Genomic DNA, 20,801 nt, shown 5'->3' on the forward strand with positions numbered 1-20,801 from the left:
TATGACAGCGGCCAAATCTTCGAAGCTGCGGATGCAGCTTGTCGCAGTCATTTATTTGACCAGTCTGTTCTACTTTTTATTTCAAGGCGGCAAAACCGCGATGATGCTCTTCATGATTTTGAATTTATTAATTATTTATTTAGTGCTTGGCAGGTGGAGCGGAATTAACAAGGTGACGGGCAGCAGAGTGTATGCGATGCCTGGAGCAACAACAATCGATCAATCTTTATCAGCAGGCAGCACGCTAGAAGTAAGCCTTTCCATGAAAATACCTGGCTATTATCCGCTTCCATACGTCATTGTTAGAGATCAGCTGCATCGTCATAATGGACAAAGGCTGGCATTCGAGACTTCCTTCGTGCCGAATTGGAAGCGTGCGGGCCATGTCGTGTATCAAACGCCTCCGCTGCAGCGCGGCGAGTACCGATTTACTCATACAGAGTGCTTGTCTTATGATGTTTTCGGTTTGTTCGAGCATTCAGGGAAATTCGGATCAGAGACGGTGCTTAATGTGCTGCCTCAGACAGTTCCGCTTAGGCAGTGGAATGGCATTCAGCGCGGGATTCGCGGTCCTTACTCTCATGCCATCGCGTCACGCTCAGCGAAGGAAACGACACAAATTAACGGCGTTCGTGAATATTTATACGGAGACCGTTTGTCACGTGTCCATTGGAATGCGACGGCGAAGACGGGCGAGTGGAAATCGAAAGCTTTCGAGCGTGAGTCATTGCCGCGTACGCTAGTCATCCTTGATCGACATTCAAGCAGCTACAAAGGTGAACTCGCGACTCGCTTCGAATTAGCCGTATCCGTTGCAGCTTCATTGCTCGAGAACGGTCTCAAAAGTGATACGGCAATGGGGCTGCTCTCCATTGGAGACTCCATGACATTCGTTACACCTAAATCAGGCATTGATCAACGAAATATGGTGATGAGGCATTTAACCTTTGTAGATGCAAATGCAGCGCGGCCTTTGTATCCGTCGCTTCAGCAAGCTGATTCTACGATTGAAGCCGGAAGTTTTGCAGTCCTCATTACTCCTGAGACTGGCGCGGATGTCATTCGAAGCATGGAGTGGCTCTCACGCAAAGGAATTACCCCTTGCTTGATTCATATCTCCTCGTCGGTTGATTTATTAAGCCATAATACTTCTTGGAAACGTGTATTGCGCGAACGCGGCTGGCCTGTATTTGAAGTTCGTCAGCTGCAAGAGCTCCCAACAGTTTTAGAAGGGAGTGGAATTGCATGAAACAGCTGATGCGATCAATTGGTGTCTATTTAACAACGGACTGGTTTGAGAAGCTTAGATTCATATTTATTGCAATTATTCTAGCCAATGCAATTACTATATTTGAAGGTTATTGGTGGGACGAAACGTACGCCATTGCCTACTACACTTTATTTGCGGCGGCGGCAATTGATCTATTGCTTCCTATGCGCAGGAAATATCTGAAGCTTCTTCTTCAAGTAATAGCAGCTATTTTCATTACATCGCAATGGGCAAGAATGGAATGGATCGTTGCAAGTCCGCAGCGCTGGCAAGAGTGGCTCTGGTGGCTGCAAGTACATCTTGTTCAGCTCAATCCATTTATATGGATAAGTGGAGCGATGCTTATGCTCTACGTACTTTTTGGAATATGGACGATTACAAGAGTTCGAATGTTCGGATTTGTAGGCGTAAGCATTTTGGTTTTAACTATCGCAGATTCCTTTACGCCGATCTGGCTGTGGGATGAAGTGGGGATGGTCGTCTTTATCGGGCTGCTCTGGCTCGTCGCTGGCCATTTGTCGAGGCTGAAGCGAGAGCATCCGAACAGTTGGAAAGAGCTAATCGAGTATCCGCTGCGATTAATGGTGCCGATTGCACTCGTTTTATCTATTCTCATGATTGTAGGATTGAATATGCCTTCAATTGCTCCTATTCTTCAGGATCCATATACGATCTGGAAGGAAGCTAAAGGGGAGAGGGTTCAGGTGTTTTTAGGCGATAAGGGCACAGATGTCATATCGCCGAACCGATCAGGCAATGCGAGCTCCGGATATAGTCGAAGCGACGATAAGCTTGGCGGTGGATTTGAATTTGATTATTCACCGATGATGACCGTCACGACCTCGCATCGCAGCTACTGGCGCGGGGAGTCCAAAGCTTTTTACACGGGTGACGGATGGATTGATGTAAGTCCCAGGCTTGCTGGCGAAGAAAATATTTCAGTTGTAAAGGGAGAAGTATTCCCTTCATTAGATGATCCGCCAAAATCTGGGGTTAAGCAAGTCAATCAGATTGTTACAATGATTCGAAAGGATGTTTATCCGGTTCTTTTTGCAGCTGCACCACTTTCGAAGATCAACTGGATTGAAAATGAAGAGGCAGCTATTCCAACTAGCTTGAGATGGGAGCCTAGCTCAGGCGAGCTGCGGCTGCTGAACTGGTCCATGCAAAACCGCAAATACCCGCAATCGTATTCGGTTACGTCGTCAGTACCTGTTTTAGATGAAGCGCTGCTGAGGACATCCAAAGCTGGCTGGTCAGATAAGGAAGAGGCTTCACGCAATTCATTTTACTTGCAATTGCCTGAATCATTGCCTGATCGAGTCAAACAGCTTGCAGAGCAGGTCACCGCTGGAGCAGCTAATGATTATGATAAAGCTAGATTGTTGGAGTCGTATTTAAGGCTCAATTACAACTATAATAATTTGCCCGATGAATCAAAGCTCACAGGATCTACCAGCGATTTCGTTGATCAATTTCTGTTTGAGCTAAAAGAAGGCTATTGCGATTATTTTTCCACTTCAATGGCCGTTATGGCGCGTAGCTTAGGCCTTCCGACGAGATGGGTTAAAGGATTTGCTCCCGGTGCGCTTCCAGCTAGTGACTTCGGCCCTCCAGGCGGTTATAGGGAGGAAGAAGTAAATCCAAGCGGAGCAGGCACCTACACGGTTCGAAATTCAGATGCTCATTCTTGGGTGGAAATTTATTTTGAAGGTACAGGCTGGATACCGTTCGAAGCAACAGCGGGTTTCTCATTCCCGTATACGCTGCCTGAAGAAGAGGTTGCTGCTTTGCCAGATCTGGAACTAAGCGATAACGATGCTGCAGCAGCTGGAGATACAGAAGGCTCATCAAGCTCGCAGGTTTGGTTATGGAGCTCCATATCACTACTCATCGTTGCTGCAATTGCATGGCTCATTATTCGTCGTGACAAGCTTATCTTTTCTTGGAGAAAGCTCCGCCATGGATCATACACAACAAATGATCGAATCGTACTTGAGACGCAAAAGCTGCTGCGCATTTGCAAAAAGCGTGGAATGGAGCGCGAAGACCATGAGACGCTGCGCGAGGCCGTATTGCGCTGGTCGCAAAATCAGAAGCGGCTGCGAGAAGATTTTAAAATTGTGCTGAATGGGTTTGAGCAAGCGAAATACAGCCCCGTTATGGCGTCATCTGAAGAAGCGGATCGTTTCGTCGTTAAAGTACGCTCACTCATTGATCAATTAAGATAACATACGAACAAATACCGCTCGCCAGAGAAATTGGTAGCGGTATTTTTTTGCAACAAATTTAGTTTGTATGGTATAGTTTCGTAAGATAGCAAGCAGAAAGCAGAGGGATATCCATTATGTTTGAACGGCTGTTGCCGCATATGCGCGTCAATACAGTATATGAAATTAACTTAGATGAGCTGCATGCAAGAGGCGTTCGCGGCATCATTACGGATTTGGATAATACGCTTGTCGGTGCCAAGGAGGCGTTAGCTACGCCTGAGCTTGTGCAGTGGCTTGATTACGTACGTTCTCGGGGCTTTCAGGTTGTTATCGTATCCAATAACAACGAGACACGCGTCGGGAAGTTTGCTGCGCCGCTGAATATTCCATATATTCATGCTGCTCGCAAGCCAGCTGGCAAATCGTTCAAGAGAGCGCTTAGTGTACTCCGCCTTGCACCTGAGGAAACCGTCGTAATCGGAGATCAGATGCTGACGGATGTGCTTGGGGGTAACCGTATGGGGTTATACACCATCCTTGTCACGCCAATCGCTCCTGCTGATGAAGGTATAATGACACGAGTGAATCGTCGTATTGAACGAATAGCGTTAGTGCGTTTAAGGAAAAAAGGGTTATGGTATGAGGGGGAAACAAAGTGATGGAACAACAACTTAGTCAGGCATATGGATCATGTGCGGGCTGTGGAGTGGCGCTTCAGATTAAAAGTTCTGATTTGCCAGGTTATTTGCCGGAGGCGGCTGTCGGTCGCGAACCGGTTATTTGCCAGCGATGCTTCCGAATTCGCAATTATAATGAAGCTTCATCCGTAGCGGTTGATCAGGATGACTTCTTAAAGCTGCTTGGCAGCATCGGAAATACGGATAGCCTCGTTGTGCATATTGTCGATCTGTACGATTTTGAAGGAAGTTTGATTTCGGGCTTGCAGCGTTTTGTCGGAAACAATCCAGTGCTGCTTGTCGTGAACAAAATTGATTTGCTGCCGAAAGCGATGAACGTCAATCGACTTCGGAATTGGGTTCAGAAGCAAGCAAAAGAAGAGGGACTGCGCACAGTCGATGTGGTCCTATGTAGCGCGAAGCGGAATATGGGCTTCGAGCGGGTTATTGAAGCGCTTGAGCAGTACCGGAATGGCCGAGATGTCTATGTGGTTGGCGCGACGAATGTCGGCAAATCAACCTTGATTAATCGTCTAATTCGAGATTACAGTGACATGGAACGTGAGCTGACTACTTCTCGTTATCCGGGAACAACGCTTGATGCCGTTCATATTCCGCTTGAGGATGGGAAAGCGATTATTGATACCCCAGGTATCGTCTATACGACACGTATGACAGAGGTTGTACCGCGGAGCTTCCTAGGCTCACTATTGCCGGACAAGCCAATTAAACCGCTCGTCTATCAATTGAACTCGGGTCAATCGCTGTTTATTGGCAGCCTTGTTCGATTCGATTTTGTTGAGGGTGATCGCCAATCCTTTACGTTCTATGTTTCAAATGCGCTCAACATGCATCGTACGAAGCTGGAGCGGGCGGATGAGTTGTATGCAGATCACCGTGGGCAATTGCTCGGAGGACCATCGCTTGAAGAACTAGAAACGATTCCGGCTTGGACAAGGCATTCACTGCGCGTTAAGCGCGGCTTGAATAAGGACGTATTTATATCCGGTCTTGGCTGGATACAAGTGAACGGTACTGGTGGAGCTGTGATTGACATTTATGCGCCGAAGGGCGTTAAGGTCATGCTTCGCGACTCGATGATCTAAACACATGTCACTTGGAAGGGGAATTCACTGTGACGACTATGGGCGCAGGAAACCAGATTGACAGCAATACGCTTTTGTTCGGCGTCATCGGCGATCCGATAAGGCATTCGAAATCACCTATTATGATGAACCGTGCCTTCTGGGAAACGGGAATTAACGGTGTATACACTGCTTTTCATGTTACGAGCGATCGTATCGGAGATTTTGCCGCTGGTGTTCGTGCAATGGGCATTCGCGGTGTCAATGTTACGATCCCCCATAAGCTGGACATTATGTCCGTGCTTGATGAGATCGATACAAGCGCGCAGGCGATTGGCGCGGTTAACACGATTGTCAACGACGCTGGCCGTCTAATCGGATATAACACCGATGGCATTGGTTATGTGCGTTCGTTGAAGGAAGAAGCGGAGCGTGAGCTTGCCGGCAAACGAATCGTCGTTATCGGCGCGGGCGGCGCAGCCCGCGGCATCATTTATGCTCTAGCAAGCGAGAATCCTGCGCGAATTACGGTGGCCAACCGTTCCGTAGACCGGGCAAAAGAGCTTGCAGATTCATTGCAAAATAAAGTAGATATTGAAGCGATTTCGAATGATGAGCTGCAAACCGCATGCGAGCAAGCCGATATCGTGATTAACACGACATCAGTAGGCATGTTCCCTCATACGGAGGAGACGCCAGTTGATGCAAGCTGGCTGAAGCTGGGCGCGGTTRCAAGTGATTTAATATACAATCCTTTGAAAACGAAATTTTTGCAGCAGGCAGAGCTGCGCGGCTGCCGTATTCATGGCGGGCTTGGCATGTTTATTTATCAAGGAGCATATGCCTTTGAATATTGGACAGGCCAGCCAGCACCCGTCACAGCGATGCGCGAAACGGTACTTGCTTCATTGCAAGGCTAAACTTATTTATTGAAGCAATCAAACAGACGAATTATTGAGATGAAAGAAGGAACACTTATTATGCTTACAGGTAAACAAAAACGATATTTAAGAGCACTAGCTCATCATTTGACACCGATTTTCCAAGTCGGAAAGGGCGGCACTAACGATCACCTCGTTCGTCATATCGAGGAGGCGATTGAGTCGCGCGAGCTTATCAAAGTTTCTGTTCTTAACAACTGTCTAGACGATCCTAAGGAAATCGGCGTTGAAGTTGCTAAATCAGCGGGCGCGGAACTTGTACAAGTGATCGGCAAAACGATCGTTCTATACAAAGAATCCAAGGACAACAAACAAATCGAGCTTCCTACAGCTGCTCGCAAATAATATGGACCGAGACTTGCGCGGCGAATGCAGCTTTTTGTCATAAAGGGCATACTAGAAGACACGATAGCTGTTAACGCTTCGACTTTGCTTGATAGGGAGGCGTTCAACAAGTGAGTAAGATAGGAATTATGGGCGGCACCTTCGATCCCATCCATATCGGTCATTTGATTGCTGCAGAAACCGCACGAGAGCAGAGCGGCTTGGACGAGGTGTGGTTTATCCCGTCATACGGACCACCGCTCAAGGCGAATGAGCCAGGCGTTAGCGGAGAGCGGCGCTACGAAATGGTATGCGATGCTATCGAGAGCAACAAGGCCTTTCGAGCGCTTGATATTGAATTGCAGCGTGGTGGTGTGAGCTATTCCTACGATACGATCGTAGAGCTGCAGGGACGTTATCCGAACCATTCTTTTTCCTATATTATCGGTTCAGATCGCATCAACGACCTGCCGAAGTGGCATGAAATCGAGCAGCTAGCTGCTCGAATATCATTTATTGGATTAGAGCGTCCAGGCAATCCGGTCGATATTTCCGCACTGCCGTTTTTTTTGCAGGAGCAGGTCAGCTTGGTTCAAATGCCTGCCATTGCGATTTCTTCAACAGCGATTAGGAGCAAGGTGAAAGCTGGGCAGTCTGTTCAATACTTAGTGCCTGATTCGGTGAATAGCTACATGAGGAGGTACAACCTGTATGAATCGTGAGCAAATGATCGAAAAAGTAAGAGCGGAAATGCCTGAGCGAAGATGGCTGCATACACAGGGAGTCATGGAGACCGCAGTCATATTAGCTGGCAGGTTTGGCGAAGATGCTGTAAGAGCTGAGCTTGCTGCCATTTTGCATGATGTTTCTAAGTACTGGAATGTCGATCGTATGCAGAAGGTCATTCGCGATCAAGCATTGCCAGCAGAGCTTTTACTTTATGATAAAGAATTATGGCATGCACCCGTTGGGGCGTGGGTAGCCGAACATGAATTTGGTGTGGCGGACACCGAAGTGCTGGACGCTATTCGCTACCATACATCAGGTCGCCGCGGTATGTCGAAACTTGAGAAAATTGTTTGCCTTGCCGATTATATGGAACCAGGGCGAGAGTTTCCAGGAGTAGACAAAATTCGCGAGCTTAGCGAGCATTCATTGGATCAAGCATTGCTTGCTGGCTTTAACTCTACAATTTCCTTCTTATTAGAAAAAGGAAAACGAATATTTCCGCTAACAATAGAAGCAAGAAATAGTTTATTAGAATAATATTTAACAGGAGGCTGAGCTATGGCGTTACATTCGGATCAATTGCTTCAAATCACAGTCGCAGCAGCAGAAGACAAAAAAGCGGTGCGCGTTGTTGCTTTGAACTTAAAAGAAATTTCCTTGGTGGCGGATTACTTCGTCATTTGCAGCGGTAACTCGGATACACAAGTACAAGCTATCGCAACCGAAATTCGGAAACAAGCTGAGAAAAATGGCAATCGCGTGCGCGGAATCGAAGGTATGGATTCGGCAAGATGGGTGCTGATTGACCTCGGCGACGTTATCGTTCACGTATTCCATCGCGATGAGCGTGAATATTACAACATTGAGCGGCTATGGTCCGATGCGAAGGTTGTGGAGTTTGCATGAGTTTTGTAGCCGGAACAACTTTGACTTTAAGGGTGGCACGCGAGGTGTCGCCCTACGGCTATTTTTTGAGCGATGAAGAATCGGATGTGCTCATGCATTATACCGAGCTTGTAGGCTCTAAGCCAAAAATCGGCGATGCAGTGGAAGTATTCATTTTTTACGATTCCGAGGATCGATTGGCTGCTACGATGAAGAAGCCGCTTCTCCAGCTAGGTGAGCTTGCTCGCCTGAAAGTAGCGGACGTTCATCCAAGGCTTGGCTGCTTCCTAGAAATGGGGCTTGGCAGACAACTGCTGCTTCCGCTTTCGGAGCTGCCGGAGAGCATTGAGTACAGGCCTCTTCCTGGCGATGAAGTATTTGTTGTGATGAAGCATGACAAAATAGGAAGACTCGTAGCGAAAATTGCTTTTGAAGAGGAACTCTCGGAGCTTGTCTTCCATGCACCTGAGAGCTGGAATAATCAATGGGTTGAAGGCTGGGTAACAAAAACGCTGCAGCTCGGCTCGTTCGTCATGATTGATGGCGGCGTTGTAGGGTTTGGCGTTTATGGGCTTATTCCAAGCGCAGAACGAATCCGTCCGCTTAGACTTGGTGAGCGTGTAAGCGCTCGTGTTACTTTCATTCGTGAGGATGGCAGAGCTAACCTCTCCATGGCGCAGCGTAAGGAAGTAGGACGTTTGGAGGATGCTGATCGACTGCTTGCCTTCATTAAAGAACGACCAGGCGGTGGAATGCCTTACTCTGATCAGACGGATGCCGACATTATTAAACAAAAATTCGGGATTAGCAAAGGTGCCTTCAAACGCGCTTTAGGCAAGCTGATGAGAGAAAGGCTTGTCACTCAGAAAGGCAGCTGGACTTATTTGGCTGAACCGTCTGATGCGACGACGGAGCAAGCAGGAGAGCAAGCGAACGCTTCAGGCTCCTCAGCTGAAGGAGCTGACGGGCAATGACACGCTCTTATGGACAGTTCGCTACTGTCTATGATCAGCTGATGGAGGATATGCCCTATGCAGAATGGCTGGGCTTCGCAAGGGCCGGCTGGTCGCGCTATGGCATGCCTGCTACTGTCGTAGATCTTGGTTGCGGTACAGGGAGCATCTCGATTCCGTTAGCACGCTCGGGTTTCCATGTGTATGGAATTGATTTGTCATCGGACATGCTTACCGTTGCGCGCAGCAAGTGGGATGAGACGCCTCAGGCTGTTACGAGACCGCGCTCCGGTTCGATTCGGTGGCTGCAACAGGACATGCGTGAATGGGAGCTGCAAGAGCCCGTTGATGCGGTCATTTCGTTTTGTGATTGCTTGAACTACTTGACGGAGGAAGAGGATATTGAGGCGGCTTTCCGCGCTACCTATGCTGGCCTTCGCAGCGGCGGTTCCTTTTTATTCGATATGCATCCGCCAAAGCAGCTCATTCGTTATGCGGAAGAACAGCCCTTTGTGCTTGATGAGCGTGATGTAGCCTATATATGGACATGCGACTTTGAAGAGGAGCGCTGCGAGATTGAGCATAACCTAACGATATTCTCGCGTGACCGCGATTCAAAGTTTTATCGGTTTGAAGAATCACATGTGCAGCGCGCTTACGATCCAGACTGGATCGAGTCAGCTCTGTACCGTGCGGGCTTTAAAACGGTTGACCGTTACGCAGATTTTGAGCTGAAGCCAGCTGACAGCGAGTCAGAGCGTTTGTTCTTCGCAGCAATCAAATAATATGATCCACTAGAGATGGGTGTCTCATAGAGTCTAACTAGACTTTATGGGAAACCCTTTTTTGATTTGTCCGGCTATTCGCAGAAAACGTCGCTATATAAGAGACGACAATAGGAGACTGTGGTGCGTTAGTACCTATACGTGCTTATAGAGTGGAATCGTCATGAGAGTACGCTCGAAAGTTCGCTGTAAGAACACATATGCGCTTATAGAGGAAAAGCAAMCCTGGTTTGTGGTGGTTAAGCACACATATGTGCTTAATGAGTGGAATCGTCGTGAGATCACGCTCGAAAGTTCGCTGTAAGAACAAATATGCGCTTATAGGGGAAAAGTAACTCTGGTTTGTGGTCTGTAAGAACACATACGTGCTTACAGAGTGGGATCGTGGTGAGAGTATGCTCGAAAGTTCGCTGTAAGAACACATATGCGCTTATAGAGGAAAAGCAAMCCTGGTTTGTGGTGGTTAAGCACACATATGTGCTTAAAGAGTAGGATCGAAGTATGAGTTGGTCTGTATAGATGTCGATTGCAATGTCGAAGTAGAAACATTGCAATCGACATCTATATCTAGTGTGAGTGTCGAAGTTTGATGAAAAGTGTTCTGATTGTAAAATTTTATCAACAGCGTTTTGGTGAACGAGAAGTGCTATCGATTTCTTGAATTATTCGCTTGTATATATCTAGATCTTGTGACTCGTATATCCGATTATTCCCGAAGCGCATCTTTTAATCGGCTGTTCATGCCTGTGGAAGCAGATGCTTTTCGTATCGATTCAAGCTTCATTTTCTTGATTGTTTCGGCCATTAGATCTTGATCTTTTTCAAGTTTTTCGATGTATTCAAGCAGCTCCGGCACTGTATATCCGGCATCTTTGAACAGTTTTTCTAGCAATGCTCTTATTTGTTCTGCAGTTGTGTTTACGATTTTCAGGACCCCCAAAATAGCAATAAAATGTCACTATCACATCATATCCTCATCTGTTAAAATAGTCGAGTGCGCCAAAAAAATAGATTAATATTTTCTCCATAATTTTCATTGACTACTCCTATATATTGATGTAGAATCAAAAACATCAACTACATATTGATGTGGATTGGTGCCTTCAACGATTACCAGCGGTATATCTTGAACAAGCGCAGCTGACGGAATTGCTAGTCAGAAGCGCTTTTTAATTGCTTGATTACAGTAAGGGAGCGAACGTGTTATGCTAGTCGTCTATGATTCCAAAACAGGCAACGTCAAGCGTTTCATCAAAAAATTGAATATGCGGGCGGTGCCGATTGATGAGAGGGAAGAAGTTGACGAGCCGTTCGTGCTAGTAACATACACAACAGGGTTCGGCCAAGTTCCAGAGAAGGTAACTTCGTTTCTAGAAAGCAACTCTGGCATGCTCCGCGGCGTTTCTGCGAGCGGCAACCGCAACTGGGGAACCGGGTTCGCAAAAAGCGCGGATACGATCTCACAAATGTACGATGTTCCAGTGATTTTGAAGTTTGAATTGTCAGGTACGAATCAAGATACGCAACATTTTGTCGAAAGGGTGCGAACCATTGAAGCATATTGAATTGAATAACGAATTGATGCAGCGCGGTGCAGACGGATTTTACCAGCTTGATAAAGATAAAGAGGCTGTCGCTGCATTTATGGAAGAAGTGGCTGAGAAGAGCGTGAAGTTCGACTCCCTCAAACATAAGCTAGAATACTTAATCGAAAACGATTATTACGATAATGTATACGAAAAGTATACATATGAGCAGGTTGAAGCTGTATTTACACTAACGGCAAACAGCGGCTTTGTATTCCAATCCTACATGGCAGCATCGAAGTTCTATAAGGACTACGCGATGAAGACCAACAACAAATCGCAATACTTGGAACAATATTCCGATCGTGTAGCTATCGTTGCCTTGCATTTGGGCGAAGGCGATGCAGCTAGAGCACTTCGAATTGCGGAAGCGATGATTGACCAACGTTTGCAGCCAGCTACCCCTACCTTCCTCAACGCAGGCAAGAGCCGCCGCGGAGAAATGGTTTCCTGCTTCCTGCTAGAAATGGACGACTCTCTTAACTCCATCAACTATGTACTCGGCACATGTATGCAGCTCTCCAAAATCGGTGGTGGCGTAGCCGTCAACCTATCGAAGCTTCGTGGACGCGGTGAGCCTATTAAAGGCGTAGAGGGCGCAGCAAAAGGCATTATGCCGGTGCTGAAGCTTATGGAGGATGCTTTCTCCTACGCAGACCAAATGGGACAACGCAAAGGTTCTGGTGCAGGCTACTACAATATTTTCGGCTGGGATATTATCGAATTCCTTGATTGCAAAAAAATTAACGCAGACGAAAAAGCACGTATTAAAACTCTTTCGATCGGCCTAATTATTCCGAATAAATTTTATGAGCTAGCTGCTCAAAACAAACCGCTATTCGTGTTCGGTCCACATTCCGTTCAGAAGGCATACGGCAAGCATCTCGACGATATGGATATGGACGAGATGTACGAAGAGCTGCTGGCTAATGAGCTGGTAACGAAGAAAAAAGTAATGAACGCACGCGACATGTTGACAAAAATCGCTTCGATTCAACTAGAATCTGGCTACCCATATATTATGAACAAATCGAATGCTAACAGCGTTCACGCTTTGAAGGATATCGGCTCTATCAAAATGTCCAACCTGTGCACAGAAATATTCCAGCTTCAGGAGACATCGGAAATTAAGGATTACGGCTACGAGGATGTCATTAACCGTGATATTAGCTGCAACCTTGCTTCCCTTAATATTGTTAACGTAATGGAGCACAAAAAGGTGAAGGAATCGGTACATGTTGGTATCGAAGCTTTGACGACGGTTAGTGATTTGTCTAATATCGACAATGCACCAGGCGTTCGCAAAGCGAATGAGGAGCTTCACTCCGTAGGACTTGGCGCAATGAATCTGAATGGATACCTTGCCAAAAACAAAATCGCTTACGAAAGTGAAGAAGCGAAAGATTTTGCCGGCGTATTCTTTATGATGATGAACTACTACTCCATTGAGCAAAGCATGGAAATCGCCAAAGAGCGCGGAATTACTTTCAAAGACTTCGACCGTTCGGAGTATGCGAAGGGCACATACTTCACTCGTTATGTGGAAAATGATTACCGTCCAAAAACAGACCGCGTGAAGGAATTGTTCGACGGTATGGAAATTCCATCACCTGAGGACTGGGCTGCACTTAAAGTAAAAGTCCAAGAACACGGCTTGTACCATGCTTATCGTCTGGCGATTGCGCCTACACAAAGCATTTCGTATATCCAAAATGCGACTTCAAGCGTAATGCCGATTGTTGAGCATATCGAAACACGTACGTATGCAAACTCAACTACTTATTATCCAATGCCTTATTTGGCGCAGGAAAATTACTTCTACTACAAATCGGCTTACAACATTGATCAGTTCAAGCTGATTGATCTTATTGCAGAGATCGGACAGCATATTGACCAAGGTATTTCGACTGTACTGCATGTTAACAGTAATGTGACGACTCGTGAGCTGGCGCGCTTCTATGTTTATGCTGCTCAAAAAGGTCTTAAATCGCTTTATTACACAAGAACGAAGCGGCTTTCCGTTGAGGAATGCACGAGCTGCGCAGTTTAAAATATAAGAAAGTATATGTTTTTCATATACTTTTCTTATATTTCTCCGCGAAACGAAAGCTATGCCTCTAAAAGACGGCATAGCCGTTTACGCTTGAGTACTATTTAAATGACGCTTACGTAGCAAAGAAGGAGCTCACCAAATGAAAGCAGTAAACTGGAACCGCCCAGATGACGATTTCACGTTAACATTCTGGCAGCAAAATGTAATGCAATTTTGGACGGATGAAGAAATTCCGTTATCAGATGATAAAATGGACTGGATGGAAATGACGGACGCGGAGCGCACGCTGTACAAAAATGTGCTCGGCGGTCTGACTTTGCTTGATACGATTCAAGGCGGCGTCGGCATGCCGAAGATTTTGGAGCATGTTGATGGCTTGCAGCGCAAAGCAGTATTGTCATTTATGTCGATGATGGAGCAAATCCATGCCAAATCGTACAGCAGCATCTTCACTACACTTGCTTCTGGCGAAGAGATCGACGAAATTTTCCTGTGGGTAGAGCAGAACGAACAGCTTCAGAAGAAAGCAAACTTGATTTCTTCTTGGTATTCGAACATCACTGGCCCGAAAGAGCTTTACAAAGCGATGGCTGCTTCTGTATTCCTGGAGAGCTACTTGTTCTATAGCGGATTCTTCTATCCGCTTTACTTGGCTGGACAAGGTAAAATGACGAGCAGCGGCGAAATTATCGATTTGATTTTGCGTGACGAGAGCATCCATGGCTTGTACGTTGGCGTTCTAGCACAAGAGCTGTTCCAAACGTTTAGCCCTGAGGAGCAAGCACAGCTGGAAATCGAAATTTATGCATTGCTTAACGAGCTGTACGAGAATGAGATTGTGTATACAGAGCATCTTTATGCGCCGCTTGGCCTTGCTGAGGAAGTAAATGTATACGTCCGCTACAATGCGAACAAAGCGCTTATGAATCTTGGTATGGAGCCGCATTTCCCTGAGGAAGCGGTAAACCCAATCGTGTTCAATGGTATCAGTACGCATACGAAGCAGCATGATTTCTTCTCCAAAAAAGGTAATGGCTACGTACGTACAATTCACGTTGAGCCGCTTAATGATGACGATTTTGTTTTCAACTTCTAATAAAACTTAATTTAAATTCAACATACGAGTCGCTCTTTATTCAGCCTTTTAGGCAGAAAAAGAGCGATTTTTGATTTTTTTATTGAGGAAACAATTGACACATTATTCTTTCGATGTTAGTATTTCCCTCTCAAAACTTGCGCGGAGGTAAAAAATAGTGATTACAGTTCATGGGATAAGTAAATCGTATCAGGTTGCTAAACGCTCTTCAGGCGTTAAGCAAGCAGTAAAGGCATTATTCAAAAGGGAATACAAAGTTGTGGAAGCGCTTAACGATATTTCTTTCACGATTGAGCCGGGTGAAATTGTAGGGTACATCGGACCTAACGGGGCGGGCAAGTCAACGACCATTAAAGTGATGAGCGGCATTCTTGTGCCAGACAGCGGTACATGTACGGTCATGGGTTATACGCCGTGGAAGGATCGGGTCGCGTATGTGAAGCATATTGGTGTTGTTTTCGGTCAGCGTTCTCAGTTGTGGTGGGACGTGCCAGTCATCGATTCCTTCGATCTGCTGCGGGATATTTATAAGGTGCCAGAGCAGGAGTATCAAAGCACATTAGCATTGCTTACAGAAACACTTGAGCTGCAGGAAATTATTCAGATGCCAGTAAGACAGCTTAGTCTTGGACAAAGGATGCGCTGCGAAATTGCGGCTTCCCTGCTGCACAGCCCAAGTGTACTATTTCTGGATGAGCCCACAATTGGCCTCGATGCCGTATCCAAAATCGCTGTGCGCCGCTTCATTAAGACGATAAATGAAGAGAAGGGCGTTACGATCATTTTGACCACGCATGACATGAATGATATTGAAGCGCTGGCGAACCGGATTATTCTTATTGGCAAAGGAAAGCTGCTTTATGATGGCAGCCTAAGTGCGATACGCAGCCAGTTCGGAACACAAAAAACGATAACCGTCGTATACAGCCACCGGGCTGAGCCGCTTGAGATTGCTGGTGCTGTCGTTGAAGAATGGTCACCTGAGCGAGCTGTGCTAAGCGTCAATACAGCTCAGGTTGTCATAAGCGATGTGCTCATCCGTCTGTCTGAGCAGGTGGAGCTTCTCGATGTCACGATTGATACCTTGCCTATTGAAGATATGATCGTTCAGCTGTATAAGGAGCATCAAATATAATGAAAGCGTATATTTCGGTATTTAAGCTGCGTCTCACATACGGATTGCAATACCGTACCGCAGCGCTGGCGGGAGTTGCGACTCAATTTTTTTGGGGTTTCATTATCATTATGGTGTTTGAGGCGTTTTATAGCGGGACAACGACTCCGCCTCCAATTTCATTGAAGCAGCTTATCACATATGTATGGCTGCAGCAGGCTTTTCTTTCGTTCGTTATGTTGTGGTTCCGTGACAATGAGTTATTCGGACTTATAACGACAGGCAATATTGCTTATGAGCTTTGCAGACCTAGCGGCATATACGGATTATGGTATGCCAAGCTTATTGCACAGCGGCTCTCGAGTGCCATTCTAAAAAGTATCCCTGTTTTGATAGTAGCTTTTTTTCTGCCAGAGCCTTACCGGATGCCGCTGCCAGAAGATCCAGCAGCCTTTGTTTTGTTTATCGTTGCATTATTGCTTGGACTGCTTATGATTGTTGCCCTTTCTATGTTGATGTACATATCCGTGTTCGTTACGCTTTCACCGGCTGGCTCGCTGCTTATGTTTGGTGTGATCGGCGAATTTCTGGCGGGAATGGTTATACCCGTGCCTCTTATGCCCTCATGGCTGCAAAATATTGTATATGTGCTGCCGTTTCGATGGACAGCGGATTTCCCATTTCGGGTTTACTCGGGACATATTGCTAAGGAAGAAGCGCTCATCGGCATCGGTGTTCAACTGGTTTGGTTTGTTGTACTAGTGGGCTTAGGCAGGCTGGCAATGGCAAAAGCATTACGTAGAGTTGTTGTGAATGGAGGGTAACCCATATGAGATTGTTCGGTAAATATATTTTGATCATGTTTAAGTCGCAAACGCAGTACCTTACCTCATTTTGGCTGCTCTCCTTAGGTCAATTTTTTGTGCCATTTTCTGTTTTTGCAGGATTATATTTTATGTTTGAGCGATTTGGCCAAATTGAGGGTTGGAATTTTCAAGAAGTAGCGTTATGCTTTTCTATTATTCATATGTCATTTGCGATTAGTGAATGTTTTGCACGCGGTTTTGATTCGTTCTCTACGTTGGTCGTTAATGGAGATTTTGACCGTCTACTGGTTCGGCCGCGCAGTACCGTGCTTCAGGTGCTCGGCTCGAAATTCGAATTTTCACGTGTGGGACGGCTGCTGCAAAGCGTAATCATCTTGACGTGGGCTTTAAGTGAGCTTACGATCGAGTGGACATTGCTTAAAACAATAACTCTTATTTTTATGATTTTAAGCGGTGTCTTTGTTTTCTCTGGTATCTTTATACTGGCTGCAACGATGTGTTTTTGGACGGTTCAAGGTCTTGAGATTGCAAATATATTTACGGATGGAGGGCGAGAGATGGCCCAGTACCCGTTAAGCATTTATAAGAAATGGGTGACTCGTTTTTTTACGTTCGTCATCCCTTTCGGAAGTGTCAATTATTTGCCTTTGCTCTACTTGTTAGACAGAACCTCTGGGAATGAACTGCTCTATATGATTTCGCCAATAGCTGGCATCCTCTTTATTTTGCCTTGTCTGCTTGTATGGAACATCGGTGTTCGTCATTATCGCTCGACAGGCTCTTAATATGAACAGCACTTTATGATAACAGCAAAGGAGCGTAATGTTATGAAATCAATAGCGGTACGGGAATTAGCAGCGCAATTATCATTAGAAATATTAGCGGGAGCCGATAAGCTCGATCGACAGATTGTTAAAGCAAGAGCCTATCGACCAGGACTTGAATTTGTTGGATATTACGATTTTTTCCCACAGGAGCATGTTCAAATTTTGGGCAGGAAGGAAATTACATACCTGCACTCATTAAGTGAAGAAGAACGAAATCATCATATTGGCAATATTGTTAAATATCATCCGCCTTGCTTTGTAGTTACTGCGGGTCAGGAAGGTCTAAAATATTTGACCAAATATTGCGATCAAGAAGGCATTCCTTTGCTGCGAACGAAGCTTCCAACGGTGCAATTGCTTGGCATGCTGGATGCTTATCTGCTCAAAACGCTTGCTCCGGAAATATCGATTCATGGGATTTGCTTAAATGTGCTTGGCATTGGCGTGCTGCTGCGCGGCAAGTCAGGCATTGGCAAAAGCGAAACAGCCCATACGCTCATCAAACGGGGCTCTAGGTTAGTTGCTGATGATATCGTTGTACTAAAAAAGCTGAGCTCCCAAACGCTGCTTGGCACGCATAATGAGAAAACAAAGGAGTTTCTAGCTCTGCGCAGCATTGGTCTTATTAATGTTGTGAGATTGTATGGCAGACAGGCGTTTCAAGACGAGACGAGAATTGTACTCGATATTGAATTAACGAAGTGGCGTGATAATGAACTCAATAATGATTTAGAGCTGGAAACCAAATTTACAGATTATATGGGTGTGAAAATTCCTCATATTGAAATCCAAGTGCAGCCGGGCAGAGACGTTGCAGGTTTAATTGAGGCAGCCGCGAATAATTGGTACTTAAAGCAGCAAGGCTATAGTGCGGTAGAAGAATTTATGAAACGGCTGGAGCAAGGATAGCGGCTTTGTTAATAATCCCGATAAAGGATTAACATGCAAACGACTATCCAAATACTTGCAAATCATGTTACACTATGGGCAGAGAAAGCTCATCCTAGCGCACAAGTCCTGACAGATTCGAAGGAGGAAATCGCGTGGAAAACTGCTCAATCGTAACAAAACCTGCGCTTCATTTGGCGGGTATCAGCTACTGCGGTCCATATTCATCCTTTCCGGATGAAGCGATTCGGCTGCAGACCGAGTTTTTGACACGCAAGCACGAGTTGAATGATGCAATAAAATCGACCGTATTGTACAGTCCGTACTTCGGCAATGAAGTGTTTGCTACCTACTGGGCTTGTTATGAAGTCCAGCATCTGGAGGAATTGCCTCCTGGTATGGTACAATTCACGATTCCTGAACATCGTTATGCGATGGTCGCTTGCTCCAATAAAAGAATCGGCGAAGGGTACGAGCAGCTTCATGCTTGGATAAATGAGTTGCGGCTAGAGAAGCAAGAAAACGCCGTATCGCTGGAGTTGTTTTATATTGACGAGCATCATTTGGAGGAAGAGCCGGTAGAGCTGCTTATTCCGCTCAAAGGATAACCTATATGAAGTGCTTGCACACAAACGAATCGGAGTATGGAATGGATAACATTCGAGCCGGATCATTTTGTGACAGCAAGCACTTTTTTATTTGTGATTGAAACAGATTCAGAGAAGAGGATTTCAAATGTCAGCTATGAGAGATGGGAATAAGCGCTCGTTTCGGCAGTATGTCAGCAAGCTAGTTATTGCTGGTATTGCGGCTGGTGCTGTGAGTGGAATCGTGTTAGGCTTTACGATGAAGCTGCTTGAGCACCTTACCGGATCAGCGGTATATGTATTGCTTCTTAATATTGATTTCATAGAATGGCTGCCTTATAAACGAACGGAGACGCTTGAATTCATCCTTCATATGGTTGTTGCGCTTCCACTCGGTATTATTTATTTATCCCTGTTGTCGCTTTGGAGAGCTCCGATAGGACTAAGCCTTGGCATGAGTATAGCAGTCGCATGCTGTACGTGGATTCCACTTACACAGCTCTCAGAGCGTACTCCAGCGACTAGCGATGTACAAGCTCTGATTTGGTGGTTGCTTGGTCATCTCTTATATGGCGCTGTACTATCGTTGTTTGGCGTGACATGGATTAAGAAAGGAATGTTGGAAAAATGAATTATCCGTTATATATTGTAGATGCATTTACGAATGAAAAATTCAAAGGCAATCCTGCCGCCGTTTGCATTGTAGACGAGCCTCAGTCAGAACGCTGGATGCAGCAGGTGGCAGCGGAAATGAATCTCTCAGAGACGGCATTTATTGAGCAGGGAGCAGAGCATTATGAGTTAAGATGGTTCACACCGATTGCTGAGATTGATTTATGTGGACATGCTACACTTGCTACAGCACATATATTATGGGAAACAGGAAGACTGCCACAGCACGAAACGGCACGATTTATGACGAAAAGCGGGTTATTGACCGCTGTGCATAAAGGGGACTGGATGGAGATGAATTTCCCTTCCGAGCCGCCGGAAGCAGCTGTTGCACCTGAGGAGCTCATTCAGGGTCTGGGTCTCATTCCGAGATATGTTGGCCGCAATCGAATGGACTACTTTGTTGAGGTAGACAGTGAGGATACACTGCGGACGCTGCGGCCTGACTTTGGGATGCTTGCCCGTCTGAGCGCCCGCGGAATTATCGTTACAAGCCGTTCAACAGATGCTGCGTATGACTTTGTATCTCGGGCTTTTTTTCCTGGTACAGGGATCGATGAAGACCCCGTAACGGGTTCGGCCCACTGCGCGCTCGCGCCATATTGGGCAAAGAGGCTCCGCAAGCAGGAGTTAACTGGCTATCAGGCATCGGAGCGCGGAGGGATTGTGAAGGTAAGACCGGAAGGCGAGCGAGTGTATTTGCAAGGACAAGCAGTGACCATTCTGAGAGGACAATTGGAGGGTTAATAATATGTTAATGTTGAAGCTGCCAAAAGAGCAGAAGGAGCAGTTGATTGCTAGCATTCAGCAGTATTTCGAGCTGGAGCGTTCGGAGACGCTGGGATCGATTGCGGCGGAGCAGCTGCTTGATTTTATGATACAAGCGGTTGGGCCGCATGTTTATAATCATGCGATTAAAGATGCTCGCCAAACGGTGCTTGAGCGGATGCAAACACTGGAAGACGAGCTTTATTCATTAGAGAAGCCAACTGCGGCAAAGCGATAACGATAGGGCTTGGCAGCTGTTAGGTACAGCGAGAAGGCAGGACAGCTATTGAAAATTGTAAGCATATGACGAATATTGAGTACTTACGCTTTTCTCAGAAGCAAACAAAAAAAAGGCACTGACCATCAAGGCTAAAGGGACTGACCCCTTAGCGTGAGACAAATTAAAACACCTTCAAGAAAATGCAACCATGTCGTAAGATATGGAGACAACCTTGGAGGTGTTTTTACGTTGGCAACAAGAGTAAGTTACCCAGTGGAAACAAAAATGAAAGCCATTGAAT

General features: G+C 46.0%; 23 protein-coding genes. 22 read left to right on the top strand and 1 reads right to left on the bottom strand.

What is annotated here, in order from left to right; translation table 11 throughout:
- The first annotated feature begins 1 nt into the window (after position 1).
- From AB4Z50_RS21990 to AB4Z50_RS22040, 11 genes are all read left to right on the top strand, one after another.
- Positions 2-1,249, top strand: a complete 1,248-nt coding sequence (locus tag AB4Z50_RS21990) for a DUF58 domain-containing protein (RefSeq protein WP_339208542.1) — start codon at positions 2-4, stop codon at positions 1,247-1,249.
- Complete coding sequence (locus tag AB4Z50_RS21995; protein ID WP_441882159.1) at positions 1,246-3,501, top strand: DUF4129 domain-containing transglutaminase family protein; 2,256 nt, start codon at positions 1,246-1,248, stop codon at positions 3,499-3,501. Before AB4Z50_RS21990 ends, AB4Z50_RS21995 begins: the two co-directional genes overlap by 4 nt.
- 116 nt (positions 3,502-3,617) lie before the next feature.
- On the top strand, positions 3,618-4,142 hold the full coding sequence (locus AB4Z50_RS22000) for a YqeG family HAD IIIA-type phosphatase (protein WP_076270071.1): 525 nt from the start codon (positions 3,618-3,620) through the stop codon (positions 4,140-4,142).
- Positions 4,142-5,266 (top strand): ribosome biogenesis GTPase YqeH, encoded by a 1,125-nt coding sequence (gene yqeH / locus AB4Z50_RS22005; protein WP_076270070.1) that lies wholly within the window; start codon positions 4,142-4,144, stop codon positions 5,264-5,266. Before AB4Z50_RS22000 ends, yqeH begins: the two co-directional genes overlap by 1 nt.
- A gap of 38 nt (positions 5,267-5,304) precedes the next feature.
- Complete coding sequence (aroE, locus tag AB4Z50_RS22010; RefSeq protein ID WP_441882214.1) at positions 5,305-6,165, top strand: shikimate dehydrogenase; 861 nt, start codon at positions 5,305-5,307, stop codon at positions 6,163-6,165.
- A 60-nt stretch (positions 6,166-6,225) separates the two neighbouring features.
- A complete protein-coding gene (gene yhbY, locus AB4Z50_RS22015; RefSeq protein ID WP_076270069.1) occupies positions 6,226-6,531 on the top strand; it encodes a ribosome assembly RNA-binding protein YhbY in 306 nt (101 codons plus the stop codon).
- A 110-nt stretch (positions 6,532-6,641) separates the two neighbouring features.
- A complete protein-coding gene (nadD, locus tag AB4Z50_RS22020; RefSeq protein ID WP_441882162.1) occupies positions 6,642-7,232 on the top strand; it encodes a nicotinate-nucleotide adenylyltransferase in 591 nt (196 codons plus the stop codon).
- On the top strand, positions 7,222-7,776 hold the full coding sequence (gene yqeK / locus AB4Z50_RS22025; RefSeq protein ID WP_441882165.1) for a bis(5'-nucleosyl)-tetraphosphatase (symmetrical) YqeK: 555 nt from the start codon (positions 7,222-7,224) through the stop codon (positions 7,774-7,776). Before nadD ends, yqeK begins: the two co-directional genes overlap by 11 nt.
- A gap of 21 nt (positions 7,777-7,797) precedes the next feature.
- Entirely contained in the window at positions 7,798-8,145 is a 348-nt protein-coding gene (gene rsfS / locus AB4Z50_RS22030) for a ribosome silencing factor (protein WP_054027809.1), read from the top strand.
- A complete protein-coding gene (locus tag AB4Z50_RS22035; RefSeq protein ID WP_339208547.1) occupies positions 8,142-9,098 on the top strand; it encodes a CvfB family protein in 957 nt (318 codons plus the stop codon). The genes rsfS and AB4Z50_RS22035 overlap by 4 nt, the downstream gene beginning before the upstream one ends.
- Positions 9,095-9,862, top strand: coding sequence for a class I SAM-dependent DNA methyltransferase (locus AB4Z50_RS22040; protein ID WP_076270065.1), 768 nt, complete (start codon positions 9,095-9,097; stop codon positions 9,860-9,862). Before AB4Z50_RS22035 ends, AB4Z50_RS22040 begins: the two co-directional genes overlap by 4 nt.
- 706 nt (positions 9,863-10,568) lie before the next feature.
- On the opposite strand, the gene AB4Z50_RS22045 is transcribed toward AB4Z50_RS22040, so the two are convergent.
- A complete protein-coding gene (locus tag AB4Z50_RS22045) occupies positions 10,569-10,802 on the bottom strand; it encodes a hypothetical protein (protein WP_441882170.1) in 234 nt (77 codons plus the stop codon).
- 265 nt (positions 10,803-11,067) lie between these two features.
- Between AB4Z50_RS22045 and nrdI the strand changes: the two genes are divergently transcribed.
- From nrdI to AB4Z50_RS22100, 11 genes are all read left to right on the top strand, one after another.
- Complete coding sequence (gene nrdI / locus AB4Z50_RS22050) at positions 11,068-11,427, top strand: class Ib ribonucleoside-diphosphate reductase assembly flavoprotein NrdI (RefSeq protein ID WP_076270063.1); 360 nt, start codon at positions 11,068-11,070, stop codon at positions 11,425-11,427.
- Complete coding sequence (nrdE, locus tag AB4Z50_RS22055) at positions 11,414-13,498, top strand: class 1b ribonucleoside-diphosphate reductase subunit alpha (protein WP_441882173.1); 2,085 nt, start codon at positions 11,414-11,416, stop codon at positions 13,496-13,498. Before nrdI ends, nrdE begins: the two co-directional genes overlap by 14 nt.
- Positions 13,499-13,640: 142 nt before the next feature.
- Positions 13,641-14,597 carry a class 1b ribonucleoside-diphosphate reductase subunit beta gene (gene nrdF, locus AB4Z50_RS22060; protein WP_076270061.1) on the top strand — a complete coding sequence of 319 codons (957 nt, stop codon included), beginning with the start codon at positions 13,641-13,643 and terminating at the stop codon, positions 14,595-14,597.
- Between the two features lie 157 nt (positions 14,598-14,754).
- Positions 14,755-15,732, top strand: coding sequence for an ABC transporter ATP-binding protein (locus AB4Z50_RS22065; protein WP_441882176.1), 978 nt, complete (start codon positions 14,755-14,757; stop codon positions 15,730-15,732).
- Complete coding sequence (locus AB4Z50_RS22070; protein ID WP_339208552.1) at positions 15,732-16,535, top strand: ABC transporter permease; 804 nt, start codon at positions 15,732-15,734, stop codon at positions 16,533-16,535. Before AB4Z50_RS22065 ends, AB4Z50_RS22070 begins: the two co-directional genes overlap by 1 nt.
- A gap of 5 nt (positions 16,536-16,540) precedes the next feature.
- Positions 16,541-17,323, top strand: a complete 783-nt coding sequence (locus AB4Z50_RS22075; protein ID WP_076270058.1) for an ABC transporter permease — start codon at positions 16,541-16,543, stop codon at positions 17,321-17,323.
- A gap of 42 nt (positions 17,324-17,365) precedes the next feature.
- Complete coding sequence (hprK, locus tag AB4Z50_RS22080) at positions 17,366-18,274, top strand: HPr(Ser) kinase/phosphatase (RefSeq protein ID WP_076270057.1); 909 nt, start codon at positions 17,366-17,368, stop codon at positions 18,272-18,274.
- Positions 18,275-18,408: 134 nt separating this feature from the next.
- Entirely contained in the window at positions 18,409-18,861 is a 453-nt protein-coding gene (locus AB4Z50_RS22085; protein ID WP_441882181.1) for a GyrI-like domain-containing protein, read from the top strand.
- A 127-nt stretch (positions 18,862-18,988) separates the two neighbouring features.
- Complete coding sequence (locus tag AB4Z50_RS22090; RefSeq protein WP_441882184.1) at positions 18,989-19,471, top strand: hypothetical protein; 483 nt, start codon at positions 18,989-18,991, stop codon at positions 19,469-19,471.
- On the top strand, positions 19,468-20,259 hold the full coding sequence (locus AB4Z50_RS22095; RefSeq protein WP_441882187.1) for a PhzF family phenazine biosynthesis protein: 792 nt from the start codon (positions 19,468-19,470) through the stop codon (positions 20,257-20,259). The genes AB4Z50_RS22090 and AB4Z50_RS22095 overlap by 4 nt, the downstream gene beginning before the upstream one ends.
- A gap of 4 nt (positions 20,260-20,263) precedes the next feature.
- Entirely contained in the window at positions 20,264-20,518 is a 255-nt protein-coding gene (locus AB4Z50_RS22100; protein ID WP_076270054.1) for a DUF2164 domain-containing protein, read from the top strand.
- The last annotated feature ends 283 nt before the right edge of the window (positions 20,519-20,801 follow it).

It is taken from the genome of Paenibacillus sp. 2TAB26 (genome assembly GCF_052115145.1).
Taxonomy (GTDB): Bacteria; Bacillota; Bacilli; order Paenibacillales; family Paenibacillaceae; genus Pristimantibacillus.